Below are 25412 nucleotides of genomic sequence, written 5' to 3'. Positions count from 1 at the left end.
AGGCCCCGCCACTGTCGCCCGCTGTGAAACCCGGCCGGTGTCGGGTGCCGGTGCTACCCGATCCGCTCGCGGAAGTACTCGATCGTGCGTCGCAGGCCCACTTCGGGCGCGACGGACGGCTCGTACCCGAGCGACTCACGGGCGAGGGTCAGATCGGGACGGCGTATCTCCGGGTCATCGGCACTGCGCGTGACGTAGGTCACCTCGGACTTGCTCTCACAGAGCGACACGATCGTCTCGGCCAGTTGCCGCATGCTCATCTCGTGCTCGGTGCCGCAGTTGACCGGCCCGCTCTCGGTCGAGTCGAGCAGCAGCAGGATGCCCCGGACGAGATCCGCCACGTAGCAGATCGAGCGGGTCTGGTTGCCGGTGCCGTGCACGGTGATCGCCTCGCCGCGCAGCGCCTGGGAGACGAAGGTCGGGATGGCCCGCCCGTCGTCCGGCCGCATCCTCGGGCCGTACGTGTTGAAGATCCGCACGATCGCGGTGTCCACGTCCCGGCTGCGCCGGTACGCCATCGTCGCGGCCTCGGAGAAGCGCTTGGCCTCGTCGTACACGCTGCGGATGCCGATCGGGTTGACGTTGCCCCAGTACGTCTCCCGCTGCGGGTGCTCCTTCGGGTCGCCGTACGCCTCGGAGGTCGAGGCCAGCAGGAACCGGGCACCGTCGGCGGCAGCCCGCTCCAGCAGGTGCAGGGTGGCCACCGAGCCCACCCGCAGGATCTCCACCGGCAGCTTCTCGAAGTCCGTGGGGCTCGCCGGGGACGCCATGTGCAGGATCGCGTCGAACCGCCCGGTCAGCGCGGGATGATCCGGCAGCCCGTCGGAGACGTCCGCCTCCACCAAAGTGAAGGACGGCTCGTCGAGCAGATGGGCGACGTTCTCCTTCGATCCGGTGACGAAGTTGTCCAGTGCGACCACCGTGCACCCGCGACCGATCAGGGAATCCACCAGGTGCGACGGGACGAAACCGGCACCACCGGTGACCAGGATGCGGTGACCGGGACCAAAACGCTGCTCAACCTTCACGCCGACCAGAGTAAAGGAGGGGTCCCCTGCTAACGCCTCGCGTCTTACAGGGGACCCCTACTAACACTCGGCGGGCGCTGCCCGCCGGTGGGTCGTCAGTGCGCGCCGGCGCCGGTCAGCGAACGCACCTCCAGTTCGGCGTACTTGTCCTCGTCGCTCTCCTTGGAGACGAGGGTGCCGATCCAGCCGCAGAGGAAGCCGAACGGGATGGACAGGATGCCCGGGTTGGACAGCGGGAACCACTGCCAGTCGTGGTCCGGGAACATCGCCGTCGGTGCTCCGGAGACCACCGGCGAGAAGAACACCAGCAGTACGGCCGCCAGCAGACCGCCGTAGATCGCCCACACCGCGCCCGAGGTGTTGAACCGCTTCCAGAACAGGCTGTAGAGGATTGCCGGCAGGTTGCCGGAGGCGGCGACCGCGAAGGCCAGTGCCACCAGGAACGCCACGTTCAGGTTCTGCGCGAAGATCGACAGGGCGATGGCGACCGCACCGATCACCAATGCGGAGATCCGGGCGACGCGTACCTCCTGCCGCTCCGAGGTGTTGCCGCGCTTGATGACGTTGGCGTAGAAGTCGTGCGCCAGGCTGGACGACGACGCCAGGGTCAACCCGGCGACCACCGCGAGGATGGTGGCGAAGGCGACCGCCGCGATGATCGCCAGCATCGCCGCGCCGCCCAGATCGCCACCGAAGAACTCGATGCCGAGCACCTCGGCGAGCTGTGGTGCGGCGGTGTTGCCGGCCGCGTCCTGTTCCCGGATGGCCGCACCGCCGACCATCGCCGCCGCACCGAAGCCGAGGGCCAGGGTGAGCAGATAGAACGAGCCGATGATGCCGATCGCCCAGAGCACGCTCTTGCGGGCCGCCTTCGCCGTCGGCACGGTGTAGAAACGGATCAGGATGTGCGGCAGACCGGCGGTACCGAGCACCAGGGCGATGCCGAGGGAGAGCAGGTCGGCCTTGTTGTAGAAGGTCTGTGTCGCGTTGCCGGCCACTTCGACGCCGTACCGCAGCCCGGGTTCCAGGAACGCGGAGCCCTGGCCGGAACTCGCCGCCGCGTCACCCAGCAGCGAGGACAGGTTGAACTTGTACTTCGCCAGCACCAGCAGGGTCATCAGCAGCGCGCCGCCCATCAGCAGGAACGCCTTGACGATCTGTACGTAGGTGGTGCCCTTCATGCCGCCCACGGTGACGTAGATGATCATGAGCGCGCCGACCAGGATGATGGTCGCCACCTTCGCGGTGCTGGCGTCCATGCCCAGGAACGTGGTGCCGGGGCGGATGCCGAGCAGCAGCGCCACCAGGGCACCCGCGCCGACCATCTGGGCCAGCAGATAGAAGATCGACACGGTGATGGTGGAGACCGCCGCCGCGGTACGCACCGGACGCTGCCGCATCCGGAAGGCCAGCACGTCCGCCATCGTGTACCGGCCGGAGTTCCGCAGCAGCTCCGCGACCAGCAGCAGCGCCACCAGCCAGGCCACCAGGAAGCCGATCGAATAGAGGAAGCCGTCGTAGCCGTAGAGGGCGATGATGCCGGCGATGCCCAGGAACGACGCGGCGGACATGTAGTCGCCGCCGATCGCCATGCCGTTCTGGAAGCCGGAGAACGACCGGCCACCCGCGTAGAAGTCGGTGGCGGTCTTGGTCTGCCGACTGGCCCAGATCGTGATGCCCAGGGTGGCGGCCACGAAGGTCAGGAAGAGCACGATGGTCAGGTTCCGGGCCGTCGTGTTGCCCGCCTCGACCGCGAGGATCATCGTGGTCACGACTCACCTCCGGTCAACTCGTGACGGATCTTGTCGGCCACCGGGTCGATCCTCCGGTCGGCGTACCGGCTGTAGAGCCAGGCGATGAGGAAGGTGGAGACGAATTGGAGCAGGCCGAAGACCAGCGCCACGTTGATGTTGCTGCCGAACAGGCGCGTGCCCATGAAGTCTCGCGCGTACGCCGAGAGGATCACGTAGAGCGAGTACCACAGGAAGAACGCGATGGTCATCGGGAAGACGAATCCGCGCAGCGCGCGGCGCAGTCCGGCGAATTCGTCCGACCGTTGGACCGCGAGGTACCGCTCGGGCGTCGAATCGGTCGGCGCGGTCGCGGGTGTGTCCGTGGACATCTTGTGGATCACCACCTTCACAGGCGTCAGGAGTTTCGCGCACGGTAAGAAGCGCACTCCCCGCCGGAAAAGGCTGAGATCGGTGCCGGTCGACGGTTGCGCCGAACGGCAGCATCGCTGCGCCGAGTGACCCAGCTCACTCCGTTGAGCGGTAGGTGAGATCCGTCCAGGTTCGTCCGTCGGCTGCGATCAGCTCAGTTCGCGGTAGCGACCCCGATGGTGGAGTAGCGGCGCCATCTCGTCACCGAGTTCCACCTCCTCGACCGTCGCCTCGACGAGCAGGCTCCAGCCGTACTCCCGGGCGCTGTCGAGCCGGCACCCCGCCCACCCGCCTGCGTCGGCGGGCACCGGCCCGTAGGGCGTCTCGGTCCAGTCGCCGGTGGCGAACAGGCCGCCGGGTGACGGGAAGAGGCCGGCGAACCGGTCCGCGAGCTGCCGGTGCGGCGGGCCGAGCGGCGTCACCGCGAACCGGCCGGCCTCCTCGATCTCCGCCCACAGGTCGGACTCGGCGTCGATCAGGCCGAGTAGTCGGCCCGGCTCACCCTCGGCCACCAGCGTGGACGAGACGGTCAACCCGGCCGGTCCGGGTGCGGTCCAGAGCGTCACGGGCGCGGCCAGCCGACCCCGGAAGCGGCGTACGGGCGACCGCTCGCCCGCTGGCACGGCGAACGGATCGGTGTGGTGGATCCGGGCACCCGGCTGATGATTCACGTGAAACATTGTGACCCGCCCGTCCGGCCCGCGTGCGCGTGCCCAGGTGAGGAACCGGTCGTGCAGGCTTCTGGGGGCAAGCTGTCCGTTGAGCTGGCTGAGCTGGGCGTGGGCCTCCGTCATCAGCAGTCCGAGGTACACCAGGAGCGCGGTCCGATCCTCGCGGTACTCGACCAGCAACGAGAGTCGGGCCGGCTGGCAGGGCCAGTGCGCTCCACAGGATCGGCAGCGCCAGAGTGGTCGCATCGGCACGTGCGGCACGAAGCGGCTCATGGCCGAACCGACCGTCGAGGCCGGGTCGATGCCCCCGACGCGGCAGATGCCCCGGTCACCACCGACCCCCGTTCGCCCGCCAACTCTGCGCGAGAGTGGGCGGGGCCTCCGCGACAGTCGGCCAGTAAGCCCAGCTCGGGAGCTGAGTCGCCGGACGTACTGGCATCGACGGACTCACGTACGGGCGCGGCTCGGGTGTCGGTCGACCTGTGCCCGGGCGTGTCTCGCGGGTCGAAGGCCGAGTGTGTGGGCTGATCCCGGACGTCGCAGGCGGCGTCGCTCCAGGGGCGAGCGGGCCGCCGGCTCGGATGCGCGCACGTAGGTGGGCCAGCGGCGCGGCACCGCGCGGCGGCACGGTGCCCCGGCCCGCCGTGGAAGGCGACGAGCGGCGGTACGCCCGCAGCACGACCTGCCGACACCTGCGGAACACGTTGTACATGGGTGGCCTCCTATTCGGGGGTCGCCCCGGCCGGGGGAATGACCGGGGCGACCCGACGCAGGACCGGCCGCCGGGTCGTCGCCTCCACCGGCCGGGCCGCGCGATTTCACCCTGGACTCCGCAATCTCCGCAGGGGAGGATGCCAGCGGTTACTACTCGGCGCGTTCGCGTACTTACCGGATGGGTGAGTGATGAACTTCGAGATGTGGATCAGGGCGTTGAAGGCCGCCCGTGCCGCCGCCGGTGTGTCCCAAGAGGGTCTTGCCACCCTGATCAAGTGGAGCCCGTCGCTGATCGCCGCCATCGAGACGGGCCGCCGCCGACCGACGATGGAATTCGCCGTCGCCTCCGACGAGGCGCTACAGACCGGCGGTCTGCTCGCCGAACTACTCAAGGAGGCCGACCGGGAACGCGGCCCCTCCTGGTTCGCGGCGTGGCGCGGCTACGAGCAGGAGGCCACCAGGCTGCGCGCCTTCGAGCCCTGTCTGGTGCCGGGCCTGCTCCAGACCGAGGAGTACGCCCGAGCCGTCATCTCGGCCGGAGGGCTACAACCACCAGCGATGGTGGACGAGCTGGTCGCGGTCCGATTGGAGCGGCAAGAGCTGCTGCGCCGAGGTGATCCACCGCAGTGCGTCTTTCTGCTCGACGAGAGTGTGGTGCGGCGGCCGGTCGGCGGCCCAGCGGTGCTCGACGCACAGCTCGGCCGGCTGTTGGCGGAGGCGCAACTGCCGCACGTCCGACTGCACATCGTCCCGGTCAACGTCGGCGAGCATGTCGGCCTGATCGGCGGCTTCGTGCTGGCCGAACTGCCCGACGGCGAGCAGGCGATCTACCTGGAGAATGCCGCTCGCGGACATGTGGTCAACGACCCTCAGACGGTCCGCTTGATCGACCGGAAGTGGGATAGCCTGCTCGGCGAAGCACTGTCCACGAGCGCCTCGCTGGATCTGATCCGAAAGCTCAAGGTGACGCCATGACCGCTGCCGAACCCCGCTGGCGCACCTCGACCCGCTCCGGTGACACCGGCGGCAACTGTGTCGAGGTGGCGGACAACCTGCCGGGAGTGGTGCTGGTGCGGGACAGCAAGGATCGTTCCGGCCCGTCGCTCACCTTCGCGCCGACCGCCTGGCGATCCTTCCTCGACCTCGCCCGCGAGGCATCAACCCCCACCGCCCGCTGACGACCCCTGCCGGGGCGCGCGACGCACACCGCGCACCGGTCGCGCACGGCGTGCGACCCTCTCCGAAGATCACGCTCGATCCAGGATCGAGTGGTGTCGTCGTCGCGCGTTGACCACTCGATCCTGCATCAAGCGCGATCATGCACGCCACCTGTGATCATGCGCGCCGCCGTGGTCGTGCGCGCCGCCTGTGGTCGTGCGCGCCGCCTGTGGTCGTGCGCGCCGCCTGTGAGCGTGCGCGCCGCCCGTGGTTGCGTGGGGCGCCCGTGAGCGTGCGGGGCCGCCGACGGGCGGCGGCACGGGCAGGGAGCCGCGTTATCCACAGGGGCAGCGCGCGGGAAGGGGTGGCTGCAATCGTCGATGGCATGTCCAGATCGCCGCGTCGGCCTCCGCAGTTGCGGGGACGCATCTTCCGTGGGTCCCACGCGATCACCAGTGGCCTGCTCACCCGCAACGATCTCCGCAGTTCCGCCTGGCGTCCGCTCTTTCGAGACGTGTACGCGGACGCCCAACTGTCCGTCACCCACCGGACCAGGTGCGCCGCCGTCAGCCGGTGGCTGATCCCGCCGGCCGGGGCCATCGCCGGTCGATCCGCTGCGGCACTCTACGGATGCGCCCGGGTCGCCGCCGATGACCCGGTGGACGTCATCGTGCCCCCTGACGTACGCGTCGGGAGCATTGCGGGTCTGCGCGTCCGTCGTGGGCCGATCGACCCGGGGGATGTCCTCGATCGCGCGGGCACGTCAGTCACGTCCCCCGTGCGTACCTGCTGGGACCTGGCACTCTGGCTCGACCTGGTGGAAGCGGTGGTGGCCATCGACGCGCTGCTGTCGCGCAGACTCACCGACGTGTCCGCGCTGCGCGGGTACGCCCTGGCTCGGGCTGGCCGCCGGGGCTGGCGGGCGATGCTCCGGGCCGTCGATCTCGCGGACGCCGGAGCCGAGTCGCCCCAGGAATCACGGACCCGGGTGCGGCTGGTGCTGGCCGGGCTACCCCGGCCCCGTACCCAGTGGGTCGTGTCGGACCGGGGCCGTTTCGTCGCTCGTCTCGATCTCGCCTGGCCGGACTATCGGGTCGCGGTGGAGTACGACGGGCTCTGGCATGCCGACCCGGAGCAGTTCCACTCGGACCGCAGACGGCTCAACCGACTGGTCACCGGGGATTGGATCATCCTGCACCTCACCGCGAAGCGCCTCCGTGAGGACTTCGAGGGCTTCGTCAGCGAGGTCCGGGCCGCCCTTCGCTCGCGGGGGCACCGCCCACCGTCGTTCAGCGGCGCGGGGTGACGGTGGCCAGCAGTTCGGGCTGGCGGCGGTCCAGGGCGTCACCAGCCAGGTACGCGCCGAGCAGCGCCGCACCCACGCCGTACGCCGCGCCGAGCGGCAGGCCCAACCAGAGCCAGGTGTCGCCGAGTAGCGCGGCGGCCACCACCATCGGTACGCCGAGCGCGGCGGTGACGACCATCGACAGCAGCGTCAGCAGACTCTTGGCCACGCCGGCACCGCTGTTCATGGCGAACGGGTTGCTCGTCTCCGGCAGCGAGTACGCGCCGAGTACCGAGATGAACGAGTTGACGGCCAGCCCGACGCCGTAGGTGGCGATCAGTGCACCGGCCATGAACCCGATCCACGCGGGCTCGCCGAGAACGAGGGCGATCACCACCGCGACCACGGCCAGCATCGGCAGTACGTACAGCGAGAAGGCGGTCATCCGGGCGAGCAGTTCCTGCCGACCGGGCACGCCGGCCACCACGTTGGCGGCGTAGGCGCTGCCGTCGAACCCGAACTGGTTGGCCAGGGTGACCGCGGCGAGCAGCCCGACGAAGAGCATGGAGACGCTGACCAGTACCGGCGACGAGCCGCCGACGGTGAAGCCCTGGTCGCTGTCGTACGAGAAGCCCTGCGCGCCGTAGTTGACCATGACTGGCACGAAGAGGCCGACCACCGCGATGGTGATCAGGTTGGCCCGCCGCCGGGCGTCGCGCCACCAGTAGCGGGCCTCCCGGGCGACCAACGCGCCGAACTGGTCCCGACGCAGCCAACCCGCCACGCGGGGGAACAACTGGGTGACCGCGCCACCGGTCGGCCCCGCCTGAGCACGGGCCGGTCCGCTGCTCGCCGCACCCACCATCGCCGACTCCAGCGACCGCGACCACCACGCCAGCAGCGCGAGGATGGTGAGCACGGCGATCGCCAGCTTCAGCGGGGCGGCCCAGACCCGTCCCTGGGCCATGTCGATGCCAGCCGTGAAGGGCGCGCCCAGCGGGGTCCAGCCGAGCACGGTCGCCACCGGGACGAACCGGTCCCAGTCGACCTCGCCGAGCGCGGCCACACCCGCGATCTGCAACGGCCCGAGCATCGCGGCCAGCACCGCCAGCAGGACAGCGGCCAGGTCACGGACCCGCCGGGAGCGGAGCATGGTGGCGAACGCGCTGGTCACCGCCCGCGCACCGGCGACGCAGACGAGCAGCCCCAGCACGACCCCGATCGCGGCCACCACGGCGGCGGACCAGCCGCCGAAGACACCGGCGGTGACCACCAGGCCGGAGAACGCCACCAGGGCGGCGATCGCCGGTACGCTCACCAGCGCCGCCGCGAACAGCCCCTTGACCAGGGTGCGGCGGGGCAGCGGTAGCAGCGCGAATCGGGCCGGGTCGAGTGTCTCGTCGACGCCGAAGAAGACCAGCGGCAGCAGCAGCCAACCGAGCACGGTGAGGCTGCCGGCGAGCGCGGCGATCAGGAGCGCGTACTTGCCCTCGCCGGCCAGCCCGGGGGCGGCCATGCCGAAGAAGGCGCCCACCGCGATCCAGAGCCCGAACAGCGACCCGATCAGGAACAGCGCGACCCGCCAGCTCTGACCACGGAAGTTGTTGAGCATCACCCGCAGCTTGAGCCGGACGAAGTGCCGGGCCGAGACGGTCCGTACCGGCTTCGCCGGGGCGGTCACTGAGACAGCCACGCCAGCTCCTGACCGGTGGCGGTACGCCCGCCGACCACCTCGACGAAGACCTCCTCCAGCGAGCGCTCGCCGCGCACCTGCTCCAGCGTGCCGACCCGCTTGATGGTGCCCTCGGCGAGGATCGCCACGTGGGTGCAGAGCCGCTGCACGACCTCCATCACGTGACTGGAGAAGACCACCGTGCCGCCGCCGGTGACGTACCGCTGGAGGATGTCGCGGATCAGCGCCGCCGAGACGGGGTCGACTGCCTCGAACGGCTCGTCCAGCACCAGCAGTCGCGGCCCGTGCAGCAGCGCGCAGGCCAGGCCGATCTTCTTCTTCATACCGGCCGAGTAGTCCACCACCAGGGTGCGACCGGCGTCGGCCAGGGCGAGCACGTCGAGCAACTCCCCGGCCCGCTGGTCGACCACCGACGGGTCCATGCCGCGCAGCAGACCGTGGTACGCCAGCAGCTCGGAGCCGCTGAGACGGTCGAAGAGGCGTACGCCGTCCGGCATCACCCCGAGCAGCCGTTTCGCGGTGACCGGATTGGCCCACACGTCGTGCCCGAGCACCTGGGCGCCGCCCGCGTCGGGTCGCAGCAGCCCGACCGCCATCGACAGGGTGGTGGTCTTGCCCGCGCCGTTCGGGCCGAGCAGGCCGTAGAACGAGCCGGTCGGCACGTCCAGATCCACGCCGGATACCGCGATCTTGCTGTCGAACCTCTTCGCCAGGCCGCGCAGCGCCAGCGCCGGATGCTCACCAGTCATGAGCCCGACCGTATCCGGTCCTGACCAGCGCACCGACCGACCGGAGGACGATTCACGACTCATCCGCGAGGCGGACGTCGCTCCCGTCGCCCCTGCAAGCCGACGGACGTTAGCAGGGGACCCCTCCTATACCCCAGGCGTTAATAGGGGGCCCTTCCTTTCCGAGGTGTGCAACCGGACGCCCTGCTGACGGGTGAATGAATCAGATCCGGACGGGGAGGGCCATTGGACGGGGACGACGGGTTCGAGGAGTTCTATCGAGCCAGCAGGCATCGGGTGGTCACGATGCTCTACGCGCTCGGCGGCGACCTGACCGAGGCCCAGGACGCAGCCCAGGAGGCGTACGTCCGTGCCTGGCAGCGATGGTCCCGGATCAGTGGGTACGCCGACCCGGAGGCGTGGGTACGCATCGTCGGACACCGCCTGTTGATCAACCGGTGGCGCAAGATGCGCAACGGGCTGGTGGCGTACCGCCGTCACGGGAGCGCCTCGCCGGTCCCGCCGCCCTCGGAGAACACCGTGGCCCTGGTCGCCGCGTTGCGTCGGCTCTCCGTCGAGCAGCGGCAGGTGATCGTGCTGCACCATCTCGCGGATCTCTCCGTCGCGGAGATCGCCAGCCAGACTGGCGCGCCCGCAGGCACGGTAAAGGCGCGACTTGCCCGAGGTCGTCGGGCGCTGGCCGCGATGCTCGACACCGATCTTCCCGAGGAGGTCCGCAATGCCTGATCCGCTCTTCACCGACCTCCTACGGGACACCGAGCGGCTGACCTGGGCGTCGATCGACCAGGTCACGCACCGGGGGCGGCAGCGTGCCCGGCGTACCCGGATGATGTCCGTCCTCGCGGCGGCGGTGGCCGTGGCGGTGGTGGCCACCGGCGCAGTGGTCCTCTCCGGCAGCCCGGAGGCGACCGCCCCGATGGGACCGGCGGGTCCTGCGCCGACGGAGTCGACCGGCCCGAGCGCTGGCCCGCTTCGGACGGTGCCGACCTCTCCGACCGGGAACCGCCGCCCGCTGGTCGGTGCCGCCGACCCGGCGGTGCCCGCTGCCGCCATGCTCCAGGAAGGTGACGGGCCGGCCGGCTACCAGGCGGACGATTCCGAGGGTAACGACGACTGGGCCTTCACGGACAGCGCGGATCGGTGCGTGAACCCGGACCACCCGCTGTTGCGGCTGGTCACTCGGGCGGAACGGGACCGGTACCTGCGGGATCCCGAGCCCCGCAGCAATTTCGTGATGCAGCGCGTGGCTCGTCTCGCGGTCGATGACGCGCTTCGTTACCAGAGTCTGGTGCTCGACCGGGTCGAATCGTGCGGCGACAAGTACGTGTCGATGTGGGTGGTCGCCGCCGGATTCGCCGGTGAGGAATCTCTGGTGGTCCGCGCGCAACACAACGCCGGTCCGGCCCTCTTCTACGTCTTCGTCCGTCAGGGGGATCTGGTCACGCAGGTGTGGCACAACGAGATCACCGACACGGCGGCGGCCGTCGAGTTGGGGCGGGCGGCGGCCCGGCGGCTCTGCGCCGGGACGGACACCTGCTGATCCTGCGGCGGTGCCCCGGATCGCCGGGTCACCGCCGGAGGGCGTCGGGGGCGTGCAGGCGCAGCATGGTGCGGGCGATGTCGTTCGGGGCACGGCGGCGGGTGGCGAGGGAGACGGCGACCATCACGGTGAAGGCCAGCGGCACCGTCCAGGCGGCGGGCTGGGCGGTCAGGGTGGCGGGCCAGCCGGACAGCGGTGGGCCGAGCACGGTGACCAGCACCGCCGACACCGCCGCGCCGCCGCCCACCAGGATGCCGGCGGCGGCACCCGCGTCGGTCAGCCCGCGCCACCAGATGCCGAGTACCAGCAGCGGGCAGAAGCTGGATGCGGCGACGGCGAACGCCAGCCCGACGACCTGCGAGACGTCCAGCCCGGAGACGTTCAACGCGAGCACCGTCGGGATCCCGCCCGCGATCACCGTGGCCAGCCGGAAGCCGCGTACCGAACCACGGCCGAGCACGTCCGTGGAGATCACCCCGGCGACGCTGGTGAGCAGGCCGGACGAGGTGGACAGGAAGGCCGCGAACGCACCGGCGGCGACCAGTGCGGCCAGCAGTCGTCCGGTGGCCCCGCCGCCGAGCGCCGCTTCGGGCAGCAGCACCACCACCGCGTCGGTCTGCCCGCTGACCAGCAGTTGCGGGGTGTAGATCCGGCCGAGTACGCCGTAGATCGTGGGTAACAGGTAGAAGACCCCGACCAGCGCCAGCACCACCAGGGTGGTCCGGCGGGCGGCGGCCCCGTCCGGATTCGTGTAGAAGCGTACGAGGACGTGCGGTAACCCCATGGTGCCCAGGAAGGTCGCCAGGATCAGCGAGTACGTGGCGAACAGCCCCCGGTCGTCGTCGGCTGCGGTGCTGGGCAGCAGCCATTCGGCGGATCCGGTCGCCATCCCGGAGACCGCCGGCACCGGCTCACCGGCTGCGAAGGTCAACTCGTCGCCGGGGCGTACCTCCCGGGTCGCGCCGTCGGGCAGCGTGAGCACCGCACGGTGCTCGACCACGACGGTGGTCGCGGTCCGGAACGTCGGCCCGTCGGGCGGGGTCACCGGCGGACGCCCGTCGGCCTGCCACTGGAGGGCGAGGAAGATCGCGGGTACGGCGAGCGCGGTCAGCTTGAGCCAGTACTGGAACGCCTGCACGAAGGTGACCGCACGCATCCCGCCGAGCGCCACGTTCGCGGTCACCACCGCGGCCACCACCAGGGCACCCACCGGGTACGGCGACCCGGCCAACGTGGCCAGCGTCAGCCCGGCACCCTGCAACTGCGGGACCAGGTAGAGCCACCCGATGAAGATCACGAAGACGGTGGCCAGGGTGCGCAACCGGCGGGAGCCGAGCCGCATCTCGCAGAAGTCGGGCAGGGTGAACGCCCCGGAGCGGCGCAACGGTGCGGCCACGAACAGCAGCAGGGCCAGGTAGCCGGCGGCGAAGCCGACCGGGTACCAGAGCACGTCGACGCCGTACTTGAGGACCAGCCCGGCGACGCCGAGGAAGCTCGCCGCCGAGAGGTACTCCCCGCCGATCGCGGCGGCGTTCCAGGTCGGGCTGACCACCCGCGAGGCGACCAGGAAGTCGGAGGTGGTCCGGGCCAGCCGCAGCCCGTAGAACCCGATCCCCAGGGTGATCAGGGTGACCGCGACGATCGCGGGTACGACGAGGTCGTTGCCCATTCAGCGCTCCGGCCGCCGGACCAGGTCGGTGAAGTCCTGCTCGTTGCGTTCGGCCAGCCGCACGTACGTCCACCCGACCGCGACCAGGAACGGGAAGGAGAGCGCGCCGAGCAGCAGCCACGGCAGGTTGACGCCGAGCACGGTCATCCGCCCGACCGACGGCGCGACGGCGAACAGCAACGGCAGCCCGCCCAGCCCGACCAGCACTACCGCCGACAGTTGCAACGCCAACGCCAACTGGGCGCGGACCAGCCCCCGGACCAGGGCTTCTCCGACCCGGGTCTGCTGGGTGAGTTCGGTGTGCGTACCGGCGGCGGGGCGCTGCCGCTGCGACACCTCGGCCAGCACCACCCGGGTACGCGTGGGCGCCTCGGGTGTCGGGGGCCCGCCCTGTGGCGGCACCCGAGGGGAGTCGGCGGGGCGGGGCTGCGCCCCGGGCCGTGCCGCCGCCCCGGGCGCCGGGACGGGATCGTCGGCAGCGGCCACCTCGGCAGTCTCGTCTGCCGGACGGGAATGTCAAGAGGGCTGTGCACAACCTGTGGATAAGTGGCGCAGCCTGTGGATAACCCGGTGGACAGCGGTCACGCCGTCAGCGGCTCCACTCCTGCTTCGCGGCGCGGACCAGCTTGTCCTTCAACTCCCGGATGTGTCGCCGACTCACCGACAGCTCCGTGCCGTCGACCACCACCACGTACCCGGAGTTGACCAGCCGGAGTTCGGCGATGAGCCGGAGCTGCACCAGGTACGACCGATGGATCCGGACGAAACCGGCGTCGGCCCAGCGTTCGGCGAGCGTGGCCAGCGACACCCGGACCAGGTGGGCGCCGTCCACGGTGTGCAGCCGGGCGTAGTCGCCCTGCGCCTCCACCCACCGCACCGCCGAGCGGGGCAGCATCCGGGTGCTACCGGCCAACTCCACCGGGATGGTCGGGTCCTCCTCGGTGCGGGCCAGCGCGGCCGGGTGCGACGGCACCACCCGCGAACCGACCACCCGGCGCAGCGCCTCGGACAAGCGCTCGGACCGGACCGGCTTGCGGACGTAGTCGGTGGCGCCGAGGTCGAAGGCGTCGGCCGCGCCGTCGTCGTACGCGGTGACGAAGACGATCGCCGGTGGCCGGGCGAACCGGCGCAGCACCCGGGCCAGCTCCATGCCGTCCAGGCCGGGCATCCGGATGTCCAGGAAGACCACGTCGATGTCGCCGTCGCGGAGCACCCGCAGCGCCTCGGTGGCGTCACCGGCCGTGTGCAGTCGGGCCACCCGGGGGTCGGCGCGCAGGTGGTACGCCAACTCGTCGAGCGCGGGCGGTTCGTCGTCGACCGCCAGGACGCGCAGGAAACCGGGAGCGGCCGGGCCGCCGTTGCCGGTCACGAGCCCGCCCGTACGCCGGGATGGAACTTGGGTACCCGCATGCTCACCTTCGTTCCCGAGCCCAGGCCCGTCTCCACGACCAGGCCGAAGCCGTCACCGAAGACTGACCGGAGCCGTTCGTCGACGTTCGAGAGCCCGACGTGCTGGCCCGGGTCGTCGCCGGGGTCGCCGGTGGCACCGGCCAGCTCGGCGATCCCGGCGGTCAACGTGGCCGGATCCATCCCCACTCCGTCGTCCTCCACCGTGATGTGGCACTCGGCTCCCGCGTCCCGGGCCTCGATGCTCACCATGCCCGTGCCGGGCTTGCGCGACAAGCCGTGCCGGACCGCGTTCTCCACCAGTGGTTGCAGGCAGAGGAACGGCAGGGTCACCGGCAGCACCTCGGGGGCGATCTGGAGCCGGACCTGGAGCCGGTCGCCGAACCGGGCCCGTTCGATGGTCAGGTAGCGGTCGATCGACCGCAGCTCCTCGGCCAACGTGGTGAACTCCCCGTGCGCCCGGAAGGAGTAGCGGGTGAACTCGGCGAACTCCAGGATCAGCTCCCGGGCCCGCTCCGGGTCGGTGCGGACGAACGAGCCGATCGCGGTCAGCGCGTTGTAGATGAAGTGCGGGCTGATCTGGGCCCGCAGCGCCCGTACCTCGGCGCGGGCCAGCCGCTCCCGGGACGAGTCCAGCTCGGCGAGGGCGAGCTGGCTGCCCGCCCAGTGCGCGGTCTCCAGGGTGGCCTGCACCAGACCGGGGGCGGGAACCCCGTCGGTGACGGCGACCAGGGCACCGGCGATCCGGCCCTCCGCGCCCGCCAGCGGGGCCACCACCGCACCCCGGACCGGGCAGTCGACGCGGTCGCAGAACAGCTCCGCCTCGCCGAGCACCGTCGACCGCTCCGACGCCACCACCCGCTGGGCCGCCGCGCGTAGCTGGTCACCGTGGTGTGCGCCCCGCCCGTCCAGGGCGAGCAGGTCGTCGGTGTCGGTCAACGCCAGCCCCTCGGCCCCGACCAGGGTGCGCAGGTGGCGGGCGGCCTTCGCCGCGCCGGCCGGATTCAGCCCGGCACGCAGCGGTTCGGCGGCCAGCCCGGCGGTGTGCAGCACCTCGTAGGTGGCCCGCTGCCCGGGGGTGGCGATGCCTCGGCGACCGCGCAGCCGACCGACGGCGTACAGCGCCCCGGCCAGCACGGCGACCAGAGAGATGACGCCGACGACGGCGGAGAGGTTGCCACCCACGCCGACGATCCTGGTCGTTTCCGGCCGCCGGGCCAAGAGTCAGTACGCGCCCTTGCGCGCCAGCACGACGCCGACCGTGCGCCACAGGATGCTCAGGTCGTACGCCAGCGACCAGTTGTCGACGTAGTAGAGGTCCAGCCGGACGGCCTCGTCCCAGGACAGGTCCGAACGGCCGGAGACCTGCCACAGGCCGGTCATCCCGGGACGAACCAGCAGTCGGCGTCGGACGTCGCCCAGGAAGTCACCGTCGTCGGCGGGCAGCGGGCGCGGCCCGACCAGCGACATCTCACCCTTGAGCACGTTGATCAACTGGGGCAGCTCGTCGAGCGAGGAGGCGCGCAGGAAGCGGCCCACCGGGAAGACCCGCGGATCCTGCTTCATCTTGAACAGCATGCCGTCGGTCTCGTTCTGGTCGGTCAGGCTGGCCAGCCGGTCCTCCGCGTCGACGTACATGGTGCGGAACTTCCACACCCGGAACGTACGTCCCTCGTGCCCCACCCGGGGCTGGCGGAAGAAGACCGGACCCGGGTCGGAGATCCGGATCGCGACGGCGACGGCGAGGAAGACCGGCACCAGCATCAGCAGGCCGAGACCGGCGCCGACCCGGTCCATCATGCTCTTGGCCAGCAGCGCGGGCCCGGAGAGAGTCGGCTCCTCGACGTGCAGCAGCGGCAGGCCCTCGATCGGGCGGATGTGCACCCGGGGACCGGCGATGTCGGTCAACTGGGGGGCCACCACCAGGTCGACCCCGGAGCCCTCCAACTGCCAGGCCAGTCGGCGCAGCTCGCCCGGCTCGGAGCTGGCCGAGCCGCAGACCGCGATGGTGTCGCCGCCGACCTCGCGGACCAGCGCCAGTACGTCGCGGCCGGCGTACACGGGCACGGGAGTCTGCACGCCCCGGGCTGCCGCGTACCCGTCGGTGATGTGGATGGCGACCGGGACCAGCCCGGCAGACGGGTTGCGGGTGACCGCGGTGTAGACCTCCAGGCAGTCCGGCAGCGTACCGACCAGCACCATCCGGTGCGCCGCCTGCTGGATGTTGCGCCGGACCACGTGCAGCACGAAGCGGGCCAGGATCCGGCCCAGCAGGATCAGCAGCAGGGCCATCAGCAGGGCGGTGCCGACGGTGAACCGGGACAGGTCGGTCTTGGTGGCGAAGGCGAGGAACGACACCGTGGCGCAGGCCGTGACCCCGGCGCGGATCACCCGCTTGAACTCGTCCGGCCCGAGCCCGAGACAGCGCCGGTCGTAGGCGCCGTTGAACCACAGCACCACCAGCCAGCCCAGCGGCAACAGCAGGAAGGCCACGGTGAAGAACCACGTCGGGTCGTTCTGCGCGTCGTAGAAACCGGCGGTGGCCTGGTCGAAGCTGTGGATCGCGGTGTAGCTGGAGAAGGCGACGGCGGCGAAGTCGAGCAGCAGCAGGATCGCGGTGTACGGCCGGTGCCAGCGGGAGACGCGTCGCCGCGCCCGTGCCCACGCCGATCGCGGTACGCCGCTGGTGGAGGGCGGGGTCGGCGGCTGGATCTCGAAGCTGTCGACGTGCCGCACGAGTCTGCTCCGGCCTTCGTTGGTCACCGGGCGCTGGAGGCTAGTCGTCACCTCACCATGTCCTCCCGCATGACGCGTGCCGCTCACTCGCCGTGATGGCCCGCGTCGCCCACCGTTCCAGCTTCCCACGCGGATCCGTGTCCGTCGCGGACCCGGGGGACATTGCGCGACAGACTCGTTTTCGCCTGGGATCTGGCCGACTTCGCGCCGTCCGGAAGCCGGGGACCGGGCCACTATACCGATGGATTGTGGCCCGGGTAGAGCGTCCGAGCGGCGGTTCGGCACCCACGTCCGATTCCGCTCCGTAGTCGATGAGCAACGTCACTCACCGTACAAGTCGGGACAACCGTCGGTCAGCCAGCGGCCTGCCGCCGGTCTGGCAGGTGGCGCAGTACTGGAGGCTCGAATCGGCGAAGGAGACCTCCCGGACGGTGTCCCCGCAGACCGGGCAGGGCAGCCCGGTCCGCGCGTGCACCTTCAGCCCGGACCGCTTCTCGCCCTTGAGTTCGGCGGCGCGCTGCCCCAGCGAGCGGGCCACCGCGTCACCGAGCACCCGGCGGGTCGCCGCGTGCAGCGTGGCCATCTGGTCGTCGCTGAGCTTGTCGGTCAGCGCGAACGGCGACAGCTTCGCGGCGTGCAGGATCTCGTCCGAGTACGCGTTGCCCACCCCGGCCAGCACGGACTGGTCGGTGAGCACGCCCTTGAGCTGCCCCCGGCGGCTGCGCAGCGCCTCGGCGAAGGTGCTCAGGTCGGCGGCGACGGCGTCCGGCCCGAGCTTGGCCACCCCGGGCACCTGCTGCGGGTCGGTGACCAGATAGGCGGCGAGCTTCTTCTGCGTACCGGCCTCGGTCAGGTCGAAGCCGGAGCCGTCGTCGAGGCGTACCCGCAGGGCGATCGGCCCCTTCCCGGGACGAAGCGGGACGGTCGTGGCGAACGCCTCCCGGTAGTGCAGCCAACCCGCCCGCGCCAGATGGACCACCAGGTGCAGGCCGCCGTCGAAGACGACGTCGAGGAACTTGCCGTGCCGTCGGGCGTCGGTCACGGTCCGACCGACGACCGCGCTCGGCGCCGGATCGAACGTCTTCAGGGCGCTGATCGCGGCGACCTCCAGCCGGTCGACACGCCGGCCCACCGCGCGCTGCCGCAGGTAGCCTGCGAGCGCCTCCACCTCCGGTAGTTCGGGCACAGCTCAACGGTAGCCTTCTTTGCCGTGAGAATCGTGGTGGCGCACAACCGGTACCGGGAAGCCCAGCCGTCCGGCGAGAACACCATCGTCGACGTGGAGATCTCCCAGCTCGCGGCGGCCGGCGTGGAGGTGCTGCCGTTCCTGCGCAGCTCCGACGAGATCCCGTCGATGCCGAAGACGGCGAAGGCCCTGCTGCCGATCTCCCCGATCTACGCCCCCCGGGCACAACAGGAGCTGAGCCGGCTGCTCACCGAGCACCGGCCGGACGTGTTGCACCTGCACAACCCGTACCCGCTGCTGTCGCCCTGGGTGGTGCGGACCGCGCACCGGCACGGCGTGCCCGTGGTGCAGACCGTGCACAACTACCGTCAGGTCTGCTCCTCCGGCCTGTACTTCCGCGACGGGGTGATCTGCCAGGACTGCCGGGGCCGGACGCTGGGCGTGCCGGCGGTGGTGCACCGCTGCTACCGGGGCTCGCGGGCGCAGAGCGCGCTGATGGCGACCACCCTGGCCGTGCACCGGGGCACCTGGAAGTCGGTGGACCGGTTCATCGCACTGACCAGCGCCGTCGCCGACCACCTCCGCGACTACGGCATCCCGGACGACCGGATCGTGGTCAAGCCGAACGCCATCCCGGACCCGGGCACCCCCGCGCCGCTGGGCCACGGCTTCCTCTTCCTCGGTCGGCTCTCCCCCGAGAAGGGCCTCGACCTGCTGTTGGAGGCGTGGCGTCGGCACCCGGACGGCACACTCGGCCCGCTGCGCGTGGCCGGTGACGGCGAACTACGCCCGCTGGTCGAGGCGGCGGCGGCGGAACGGTCGGACGTCACCTTCCTCGGCCCGCTCGACCGGGCCGGAGTCCGCGAGGCGCTGAACGCGAGCGCCGTGGTGCTGGCGACCTCGACCTGGCACGACGTACTCCCCACCGTGATCATCGAGGCGCTGGCCAGCGGACGGCCCGTGCTCGGCACCGCGCTCGGCGGCATCCCGTACCTGGTCGGCGCCGACACGCCCCGCGAACCCGCCGGCACCGGCCCGGCCGTGGCCGCCTCGGCAGCCGCCCCGCCCAGCCCCGGCGGCCCGTCCGGCCCGGTTGATCTTGCCGGCCCGGTCGGCTCCGGTGGACTGGGCTCCGATGGCCTCGGCCCCGTCGGCTCGGATGGCCCCGGTGGATCCGTCGGTCAGGTCGACTCCGCCGGTCGGGTGGGTGCCTTGCCGGTTGGGATCCGCGCCGGGGAGGCCGGCTGGGTGGTGCCGCCGGACCCGGCGGCCCTGGCCGCCGCGCTGCCGGTGGCCGCCGCCGGAGCCGCCGCCCTGGCCGGGCCCGCCCGCGCCCGCTACGACCGCACCTTCCACCCCGAGGTGGTCACCAAGCGCCTCATCGACGTGTACGCCTCCCTCCGCTGACCCCCACCCCCCACGTGTCCCGCTGTCTCCCGCGCCTCCCGTGTCGTGCCGAGCCCCCCAGCGGCGGAAGTGGGTGAGCGTTCGGTAGCCACTCGATCCGGGATCGAGTGGCTACCCCGGCGCTTCGATGCCACTCGATCCTGGATCGAGCACGATCTTGGGGAGTGGTCGGCGCGCGATCTCGGGGTGCGAGGTGGGCACGATCTTCTAGGGGCGGGATGCGCGCGTACGGCGGCTGCCGTCAGGGGGCCGTCGGCAGGCTGCGTTGATCGGGGCAGGCTGCGTTAACGGGGGGCCCTTGCTATGCACGAGGCGTTAGTAAGGTGCCCTTCCTTACATGCCGGCTAGAGCGAGGCGCGGGCGGAGAAGGCGATGCTGGCGAGCAGGAAGCCGCCGTTGACGACGGTGAACGCCACGAGAACCCAGAACACGAGCGCCGGGGCGAGGGCCAGCACCAGGGCGGCCACGAAGATCACCGCGCCGTAGTCGCGGATCAGCTTCACCAGGCGTACCGGCAGGCTGGTGGAGGTGACCATGCTGGCCGCGTTCGGGCCGGACTGCATCACCGAGGTCACCAGGTTGACCATCCAGGTGCCCGCGAAGGCCGCCACCAACCACACGGGCGTCGACGGCACCTGCGCCACGGCGGTCGCGGAGAGCGCGGCGACCAGGGCGATCTGGGCCGCCACGTCGCAGAGCACGTCGACCCGGGCCCCGGCCGCGCTGCCCTGACCGGTCACCCGGGCGAGCTGACCGTCGGCGCAGTCCAGGGCGTACGCGATCTGCCAGCCGAGCAGCGCGAGCAGCCCGACCACCCAGGCGGGTACGTCCCCGGCGGCGACCGGCCCGGCGAGCGCGACCACGGTGACCGAGGTGGCGAGACCGAGTACCAGGTTGGTGATGGTCAGCGCGGTCGGCCGGAGCCCGAGCCGCTGGGCGACCAGTGCGAAGACGGCGCCGATCCACTGGCTCACCGACTCGCTGAACAGGCCACCGCCCCGGTTGACCCGGTGGAAGTCGGCGATCGTGGGGTGCGAGGGCTCAGCCAAGGTGCTCACGGAGGGCGTCAACGTAGTCTCCCAGCCGGGTCCGGATGTCGTCAGCGGACAACGCGAGGTGTTCGAGGATGGTGTAGCGGTCCGGTCGGGTGCGCGGCGCGAAGGCCACCGCCTCGACGAACTGCTCGTCGGTGAGGCCCAGTTCCTCCGGCCGGACGGCCAGGCCGTGCCGGTGCAGGCAGCGGCCGAGTTGGCCGAAGCGTTCCCGGTCGCCCCGGAGGAAGGTGCAGAACAACGCGCCCAGGCCGACCTGTTCGCCGTGCGAGCCGGTGCCCGGGTACAGGTGGTCGATGGCGTGCGAGATCTCGTGGTCGCCGCCGCTGGCCGGGCGGCTGGACCCGCAGATCGACATCGAGATCCCGCCGAGGATGAGCGCCTCGGCCAGCGTGGTGAGGAACGTGTCGTCGGTGATCTTGCCGGGGTGGTTGACCAGTGCCTCGGCCCCGGTCCGGGCGAGCGTCACGGCGAGTCCGTCGATCGGTTCGTCGCGTACCCGGTGGGCCAGTTCCCAGTCGGCGCAGGCGCTCAGGTTGCTCACCGCGTCGCCGATGCCGGCCTGGGTCTGCCGATCCGGCCCGTTCTCCACGAAGTCGAGGTCGACCAGGACGGCGATCGGGATGTGCACGCCGTACGAGCCCTTGCCGCCCTCGTGGGTCAGCGATGCCACCGGGGAGGCGATGCCGTCGTTGGCGAGGCTGGTCGCCACGGTGACCATCGGGATGGCGTAGCGGGTGGCGGCGTACTTGGCGGTGTCGATGGTCTTGCCGCCGCCGATGCCGACGACCGCGTCGTAGTGTCGGCGCCGGAGCTGGTCGCCCAGCTCGTTGGCGGAGTCGACGGTGCCGCCGGTCACGGTGAAGATATCGGCCGAGCCGAGTGAGGGCCGGCAGAGGTCGGCGATCTTCTCGCCCTGCCCGGGGCCGACCACCACTGCGACGTCGCCGCCGCCGGAGATCCGCCGGTCGGCCAGCAGCGCGCCGAGGTTGGCCACCGCCCCTCGGCGGACCTCGATCGACAGCGGTGTGGTGACGGTGCGCGCTAGTAACGGCACGCGATCTCCCGCGCCCGGGCCAGGTCGTCGTGGTTGTCGACCTCCACCCAGGACACGTCACCGATCGGTGCGGCGCGTACCTCGCCACCCCGTTCGGCGAACTCCTGGTATCCGTCCTCGTAGTACAGGTTCGGGTCGCGCCGCCAGGTCGCCTCCAGCGCGTCGGCGAGCGGCCCGGCCACCTGCGGCTCGATCAGCGTCGCGCCGATGTACTCGCCGTACGCCTGCGCCGGGTCCATCAGCTTGGTGATCCGGGTGAGTTGCCCGGCGGCGTCGAAGGTGGTCTTCATCTCCTCCTCGGCCAGCGGCTTGAGGGTGTCGACCGCGAGCAGTACGCCGGGCCCGCGCTCGGCCAGCAGCGTCTTCTCGATGCTTACCGGGTGCACGGTGTCCCCGTTGACCAGCAGCACGCCCCGGGCGAACCAGTCGCGGGCCAGCCAGAGCGAGTACGCGTTGTTCCACTCCTCGGCCTTGTCGTTGTGCACGAGGGTGAGCGTCACGCCGTGGCGGCGTTCCAGGTCGGCCTGGCGTTCGCGGACCGCGTCCGCCGCGTAGCCGACCACCACGACGACGTCGGTCAGCCCCACCTCGGCGAGGTTACGCAGCGCGATGTCGAGGATGGTGATCTCGCCGTCCACCGGGACCAGCGCCTTGGGCAGCGTGTCGGTGTACGGGCGCAGGCGGCGACCGGCCCCGGCCGCCAGCACCATCCCGACCATGCCGACATCAGTTCCTGTTCTCACGGCGTTCACCGAAGGAGGATAGCGCCGCGCGTCGCCCGGCTGTCGGGGGTCAGCCGGGCAGGGCCGCCAGGTCGGCGAGGAAGGTCAGTCGCTCCTCGGCGGTCAGCGCCGTGTACGGTCCGGCCGCCCGCCGGTCGGTCTCCAGCTCGATGGCCTGCCACTGCGCCCCGTCGGTCAGCTCGGCGATGCTCGCCGGGGTGTGTCCGGCGGCCGTCCAGGCGTCGGTGTGCGCGTCGGCCCGGTGGTACCGCAGCGTGCCGAGCCGGTTGAGCAGCAGCACGCCCGACGGGGTGCCGTCCGGCTCGTACGGTGGGGCGACCGCGTCGAACGCGCCGGGACTGGGCACCGGTTCGTCGCCTCGGGGTGACAGGGCGGCGGCCAGCAGCCGCCCGGCGGTCTCGGCCGACCGCTGCACCCGGTCGTCGTGACCGGCCCAGAGTTCCTCGGTCACCTCGGCGTGTACCTGGTACAGCTCGGCGAGGAACGCGGTGCCGCGTTCGGTGGCGGTGAGCCCGCCGTCCGGCCGCCGGTGGATCATCCCGTACGCGACGTGCCGGTCCAGGGCGCGTCGACAGGCGACCGGGTCCCGGTACCGGGTGATCGCGGCGAATCCGGCCCCGTCGACCGAGCCGCCGGCCGCGAGGCGGGTCCGCATCTCCACCAGGAAGCTGGTGGCGGGCATGCCGCCGTACCGCTGGCTCAGTTCCGCTCCGCCGCCGTCCTGCCCGGCCTGTATCGCTGCGCGGACGACCCGGTCGAGGACGGGGGCGACCAGCGCCACGTACCGGTGCGCGGCGAGCCCGACGCTGTCGCTCACGAACCGGTCGGACCCAGGAGTTCGAAGGCCTCCTCGGCGATCCGCCGGATCAGCCCGTCGTTGACGTCGCGGTCCTCGTCGAGCAGGTCGAGGTCGGCCGGGCCGAGCCAGCGGTACTCGGTGTGCTTGCCGACCTCCAGGACCGGTGCGGTCAGGTCGCCGTCGACCCGGATCAGCCAGTCGCTCTCGACCCGGGCCAGGCCGTCGTCGCCGACGTACCGGTATTCGCCGACCAGCGCGATGATCTCCGAGACGCGCCAGCCGGTCTCCTCGGTGACCTCCCGGCGCAGCGCCTGTTCGACGGTCTCGCCGGGTTCGAGGTGGCCGCCGACGATGTCCCAACTGTTCGGGAAGAGGCGGCGGTGCGGCGAGCGGCGTTGGAAGAAGAGGCGCCCGTCGGGGTGGACGATCAGCGCTCCGGCGCAGCGCAGCGGCTCGGTGGACACCCCAAGAACAGTAGCCGCCGGGCCGAGCTGCGGCGATGTCCGCTCGGGCGGACTTGTCCGCTGGTGTGGACCGGTCGGACCGGGGGTATGGATTCTCTGCGGGCGCGGGCCGAGACGCGCACGCGAGGAGGTCGACATGCGCGGCGCGGACCAGTTGGTCGAGCAGCAGTACGCCATGCTCCTGCGACGGGACGTGGCCCGACTCCCCGACCTGTACGCCCGGGACGGGTACTACGCGATGCCGGGTGTGACGGTCCGGCCGGTCGAGTTGCCCGCCCTGCTGCGTACCTGGACGGGTGCCTTCCCGGATCTGCGGGTCGACGTGCTCGGCTCGGTGCGTACGGCCGGTGGGGCAGCGGTCGAGCGGCGACTCACCGGCACCCACACCGGGGTGCTGCACACCCCGTTCGGCACGGTGGCTCCCACTGGACGCACCGTCTCCTGGGAGGTGGTGGACATGGTCCGGGTGCGTCGGGGACGCATCGCCGCCTGGCGGTCCTACTTCGACTGGGGACAGTTGATCGCCCTGCTCGGCCTGCACGTCGCCGGGCTGTCCCGGCAGCAGGCCCCGGACGGGTCGTTCGCCGACGAGCCCGCCGTCACCGCCGCACCCCGGGCGGTCGCCGCCTGATCGGTCGTCCGGCCTGACCTGGTACGCAGTCGGTCCGCGCGGGCGGGACGCCCGGTCCGCACCGGTTCACCCGACTCGGTGGCTCAGGATGCGGACATCGCCGTGCCGTACGCGTTCACCCGGCCGCCGCCCGTACGCTGAACAGCCATGACTGCCGAGCAGCTGATCTCCTTCGCCCGTGGCGCCCCCTCTCTGGACATCGTCGATGTCGAAGGGCTCAAGGCCGCCGCCGTCCGCGCGTTCGACGCCGATCCCGCCGGGGTGACCGCCTACGGCACCTCCGTCGGCTATCTGCCGCTGCGCCAGTGGGTCGCGGAGAAGCACGGGGTCACGGCCGAGCAGGTGCTGATCACCAACGGTTCGTTGCAGGCCGACGCCTTCCTCTTCGACCACCTGGTCCGGTCCGGTGACGCGGTGGTGGTGGAGCGGCCGACCTACGACCGGACCCTGCTCAACCTCCAGCGGATGGGTGCCGAGGTGCACGGCGTCACCATCCAGCCGGACGGCCTGGACACCGCTGAGCTGCGCAAGTTGCTGGAGTCCGGGGTACGGCCGCGCCTGGCGCACGTGATCCCGAACTACCAGAACCCGGCCGGCGTGACGCTCTCCGCGGACAAGCGGCGTGAGCTGCTCGACCTGGCCGCCGAGTTCGGCTTCACGATCTTCGAGGACGACCCGTACGCCGACGTCCGGTTCCGGGGCGAGCCGCTGCCGTCGATGCTGTCGATGGACACCCGGGACGTCGTGGTGCACGCCTCCAGCTTCACCAAGACGGTCTGCCCCGGCGTCCGGGTGGGGTACCTGGTCGGCCCGGCCGACCTGATCGCCGACATCGCGAAGAAGGCGACCAACCTCTACATCTCGCCGGGGATGGTGGCGCAGGCGATCGTGCACCAGTTCTGTGTCTCCGGCGACATCGCCCGGTCCATCGAGACGGTCCGGGCGGCGCTCGGCGAGCGGGCCGGTGCGCTGGCCGAGTCGCTGCGGCGGCACATCCCCGAGGCCCGCTTCGTGGAGCCGGACGGCGGCTACTTCCTCTGGGTCGAGCTGCCCGAGGACGTCCTCGTCGACAAGCTCGCCCCGGCGGCGGCCGAGCGCGGCGTCGCGGTGGTCAAGGGCAGCGACTTCGTGGTGGACGGTGGCCGGCACGCGCTGCGCCTGGCGTACTCGGCGGTGACCGCCGACCGCATCGACGAGGGCGTCCGGCGGCTGGCCGAGGCGATGGAGGCAGTCCGGGGGTGAAAATCTGTCGGGTTTCCGA

The 25412-nt window shown here is 71.4% G+C and carries 25 protein-coding genes; 8 read left to right on the top strand and 17 right to left on the bottom strand.

From position 1 onward, the window contains the following. Positions 1-53: 53 nt before the first annotated feature. From ACIBMZ_RS24110 to ACIBMZ_RS24095, 4 genes are all read right to left on the bottom strand, one after another. Complete coding sequence (locus ACIBMZ_RS24110) at positions 54-1028, bottom strand: NAD-dependent epimerase/dehydratase family protein (protein ID WP_396697391.1); 975 nt, start codon at positions 1026-1028, stop codon at positions 54-56. A gap of 95 nt (positions 1029-1123) precedes the next feature. Then, the gene (locus ACIBMZ_RS24105; RefSeq protein ID WP_396697522.1) at positions 1124-2791 is read right to left on the bottom strand and encodes a cation acetate symporter; all 1668 of its coding nucleotides are present in this window, start codon (positions 2789-2791) and stop codon (positions 1124-1126) included. Positions 2792-2796: 5 nt separating this feature from the next. Next, positions 2797-3150 (bottom strand): DUF485 domain-containing protein, encoded by a 354-nt coding sequence (locus tag ACIBMZ_RS24100; protein ID WP_396697389.1) that lies wholly within the window; start codon positions 3148-3150, stop codon positions 2797-2799. A 189-nt stretch (positions 3151-3339) separates the two neighbouring features. Beyond that, positions 3340-4107 carry a flavin reductase family protein gene (locus tag ACIBMZ_RS24095; RefSeq protein WP_396697520.1) on the bottom strand — a complete coding sequence of 256 codons (768 nt, stop codon included), beginning with the start codon at positions 4105-4107 and terminating at the stop codon, positions 3340-3342. Positions 4108-4764: 657 nt separating this feature from the next. Between ACIBMZ_RS24095 and ACIBMZ_RS24090 the strand changes: the two genes are divergently transcribed. The 3 genes from ACIBMZ_RS24090 to ACIBMZ_RS24080 all read left to right on the top strand — a co-directional run bounded on the left by ACIBMZ_RS24090 (position 4765) and on the right by ACIBMZ_RS24080 (position 7039). Beyond that, the gene (locus ACIBMZ_RS24090) at positions 4765-5550 is read left to right on the top strand and encodes a helix-turn-helix domain-containing protein (protein WP_396697387.1); all 786 of its coding nucleotides are present in this window, start codon (positions 4765-4767) and stop codon (positions 5548-5550) included. Next, a complete protein-coding gene (locus ACIBMZ_RS24085) occupies positions 5547-5753 on the top strand; it encodes a DUF397 domain-containing protein (RefSeq protein ID WP_396697385.1) in 207 nt (68 codons plus the stop codon). Before ACIBMZ_RS24090 ends, ACIBMZ_RS24085 begins: the two co-directional genes overlap by 4 nt. A 365-nt stretch (positions 5754-6118) precedes the next feature. Then, positions 6119-7039, top strand: coding sequence for an endonuclease domain-containing protein (locus ACIBMZ_RS24080; RefSeq protein ID WP_396697383.1), 921 nt, complete (start codon positions 6119-6121; stop codon positions 7037-7039). On the opposite strand, the gene ACIBMZ_RS24075 is transcribed toward ACIBMZ_RS24080, so the two are convergent. Further along, positions 7023-8711 carry an ABC transporter permease gene (locus tag ACIBMZ_RS24075; protein ID WP_396697382.1) on the bottom strand — a complete coding sequence of 563 codons (1689 nt, stop codon included), beginning with the start codon at positions 8709-8711 and terminating at the stop codon, positions 7023-7025. The two genes, ACIBMZ_RS24080 and ACIBMZ_RS24075, sit on opposite strands and share 17 nt — an antisense overlap. Next, positions 8696-9460 (bottom strand): ABC transporter ATP-binding protein, encoded by a 765-nt coding sequence (locus ACIBMZ_RS24070; protein WP_396697381.1) that lies wholly within the window; start codon positions 9458-9460, stop codon positions 8696-8698. Before ACIBMZ_RS24070 ends, ACIBMZ_RS24075 begins: the two co-directional genes overlap by 16 nt. Before the next feature lie 225 nt (positions 9461-9685). Here ACIBMZ_RS24070 and ACIBMZ_RS24065 point away from each other — a divergent pair, with 225 nt between their 5' ends. Beyond that, positions 9686-10186, top strand: a complete 501-nt coding sequence (locus ACIBMZ_RS24065; protein ID WP_396697379.1) for a SigE family RNA polymerase sigma factor — start codon at positions 9686-9688, stop codon at positions 10184-10186. Further along, a complete protein-coding gene (locus ACIBMZ_RS24060; RefSeq protein WP_396697377.1) occupies positions 10179-11000 on the top strand; it encodes a hypothetical protein in 822 nt (273 codons plus the stop codon). The genes ACIBMZ_RS24065 and ACIBMZ_RS24060 overlap by 8 nt, the downstream gene beginning before the upstream one ends. 28 nt (positions 11001-11028) lie before the next feature. On the opposite strand, the gene ACIBMZ_RS24055 is transcribed toward ACIBMZ_RS24060, so the two are convergent. The 6 genes from ACIBMZ_RS24055 to ACIBMZ_RS24030 form a co-directional block, all read right to left on the bottom strand. Next, positions 11029-12669: a cation acetate symporter gene (locus tag ACIBMZ_RS24055; RefSeq protein ID WP_396697375.1), complete on the bottom strand. Its 1641-nt coding sequence runs from the start codon at positions 12667-12669 to the stop codon at positions 11029-11031. Further along, the gene (locus ACIBMZ_RS24050; protein ID WP_396697518.1) at positions 12670-13071 is read right to left on the bottom strand and encodes a hypothetical protein; all 402 of its coding nucleotides are present in this window, start codon (positions 13069-13071) and stop codon (positions 12670-12672) included. Between the two features lie 187 nt (positions 13072-13258). Further along, positions 13259-14038, bottom strand: a complete 780-nt coding sequence (locus ACIBMZ_RS24045; protein ID WP_396697373.1) for a LytR/AlgR family response regulator transcription factor — start codon at positions 14036-14038, stop codon at positions 13259-13261. Next, the gene (locus ACIBMZ_RS24040; RefSeq protein ID WP_396697371.1) at positions 14035-15261 is read right to left on the bottom strand and encodes a sensor histidine kinase; all 1227 of its coding nucleotides are present in this window, start codon (positions 15259-15261) and stop codon (positions 14035-14037) included. The genes ACIBMZ_RS24045 and ACIBMZ_RS24040 overlap by 4 nt, the downstream gene beginning before the upstream one ends. Before the next feature lie 39 nt (positions 15262-15300). Next, complete coding sequence (locus ACIBMZ_RS24035; RefSeq protein ID WP_131054760.1) at positions 15301-16812, bottom strand: sugar transferase; 1512 nt, start codon at positions 16810-16812, stop codon at positions 15301-15303. A 325-nt stretch (positions 16813-17137) separates the two neighbouring features. Then, on the bottom strand, positions 17138-17998 hold the full coding sequence (locus ACIBMZ_RS24030; RefSeq protein WP_396697369.1) for an Fpg/Nei family DNA glycosylase: 861 nt from the start codon (positions 17996-17998) through the stop codon (positions 17138-17140). Positions 17999-18022: 24 nt separating this feature from the next. Here ACIBMZ_RS24030 and ACIBMZ_RS24025 point away from each other — a divergent pair, with 24 nt between their 5' ends. After that, the gene (locus ACIBMZ_RS24025) at positions 18023-19405 is read left to right on the top strand and encodes a glycosyltransferase family 4 protein (protein ID WP_396697366.1); all 1383 of its coding nucleotides are present in this window, start codon (positions 18023-18025) and stop codon (positions 19403-19405) included. 344 nt (positions 19406-19749) lie between these two features. Here the strand turns inward: ACIBMZ_RS24025 and ACIBMZ_RS24020 are convergent, their stop codons facing one another. The 5 genes from ACIBMZ_RS24020 to ACIBMZ_RS24000 all read right to left on the bottom strand — a co-directional run bounded on the left by ACIBMZ_RS24020 (position 19750) and on the right by ACIBMZ_RS24000 (position 23520). Then, a complete protein-coding gene (locus ACIBMZ_RS24020; protein WP_396697363.1) occupies positions 19750-20463 on the bottom strand; it encodes a CDP-alcohol phosphatidyltransferase family protein in 714 nt (237 codons plus the stop codon). Further along, entirely contained in the window at positions 20447-21514 is a 1068-nt protein-coding gene (locus tag ACIBMZ_RS24015) for an iron-containing alcohol dehydrogenase family protein (protein WP_396697360.1), read from the bottom strand. The genes ACIBMZ_RS24020 and ACIBMZ_RS24015 overlap by 17 nt, the downstream gene beginning before the upstream one ends. Continuing rightward, on the bottom strand, positions 21502-22233 hold the full coding sequence (locus ACIBMZ_RS24010) for a sugar phosphate nucleotidyltransferase (protein WP_396697516.1): 732 nt from the start codon (positions 22231-22233) through the stop codon (positions 21502-21504). The genes ACIBMZ_RS24015 and ACIBMZ_RS24010 overlap by 13 nt, the downstream gene beginning before the upstream one ends. 73 nt (positions 22234-22306) lie before the next feature. Next, a complete protein-coding gene (locus ACIBMZ_RS24005; RefSeq protein WP_396697358.1) occupies positions 22307-23074 on the bottom strand; it encodes a hypothetical protein in 768 nt (255 codons plus the stop codon). Then, positions 23071-23520, bottom strand: coding sequence for an NUDIX domain-containing protein (locus ACIBMZ_RS24000; RefSeq protein ID WP_396697355.1), 450 nt, complete (start codon positions 23518-23520; stop codon positions 23071-23073). Before ACIBMZ_RS24000 ends, ACIBMZ_RS24005 begins: the two co-directional genes overlap by 4 nt. Before the next feature lie 136 nt (positions 23521-23656). Here ACIBMZ_RS24000 and ACIBMZ_RS23995 point away from each other — a divergent pair, with 136 nt between their 5' ends. Both ACIBMZ_RS23995 and ACIBMZ_RS23990 read left to right on the top strand, forming a co-directional pair. Further along, positions 23657-24151 (top strand): ester cyclase, encoded by a 495-nt coding sequence (locus ACIBMZ_RS23995; RefSeq protein WP_396697353.1) that lies wholly within the window; start codon positions 23657-23659, stop codon positions 24149-24151. A gap of 147 nt (positions 24152-24298) precedes the next feature. Further along, positions 24299-25393: a PLP-dependent aminotransferase family protein gene (locus ACIBMZ_RS23990; protein WP_396697351.1), complete on the top strand. Its 1095-nt coding sequence runs from the start codon at positions 24299-24301 to the stop codon at positions 25391-25393. Positions 25394-25412 lie beyond the last annotated feature (19 nt).

It is taken from the genome of Micromonospora sp. NPDC049900 (assembly GCF_044461025.1).
GTDB lineage: Bacteria > Actinomycetota > Actinomycetes > Mycobacteriales > Micromonosporaceae > Micromonospora.
The sequence above is the reverse complement of the archived record's forward strand: the minus strand, read 5'-3'. Positions and strand labels throughout refer to the sequence as shown.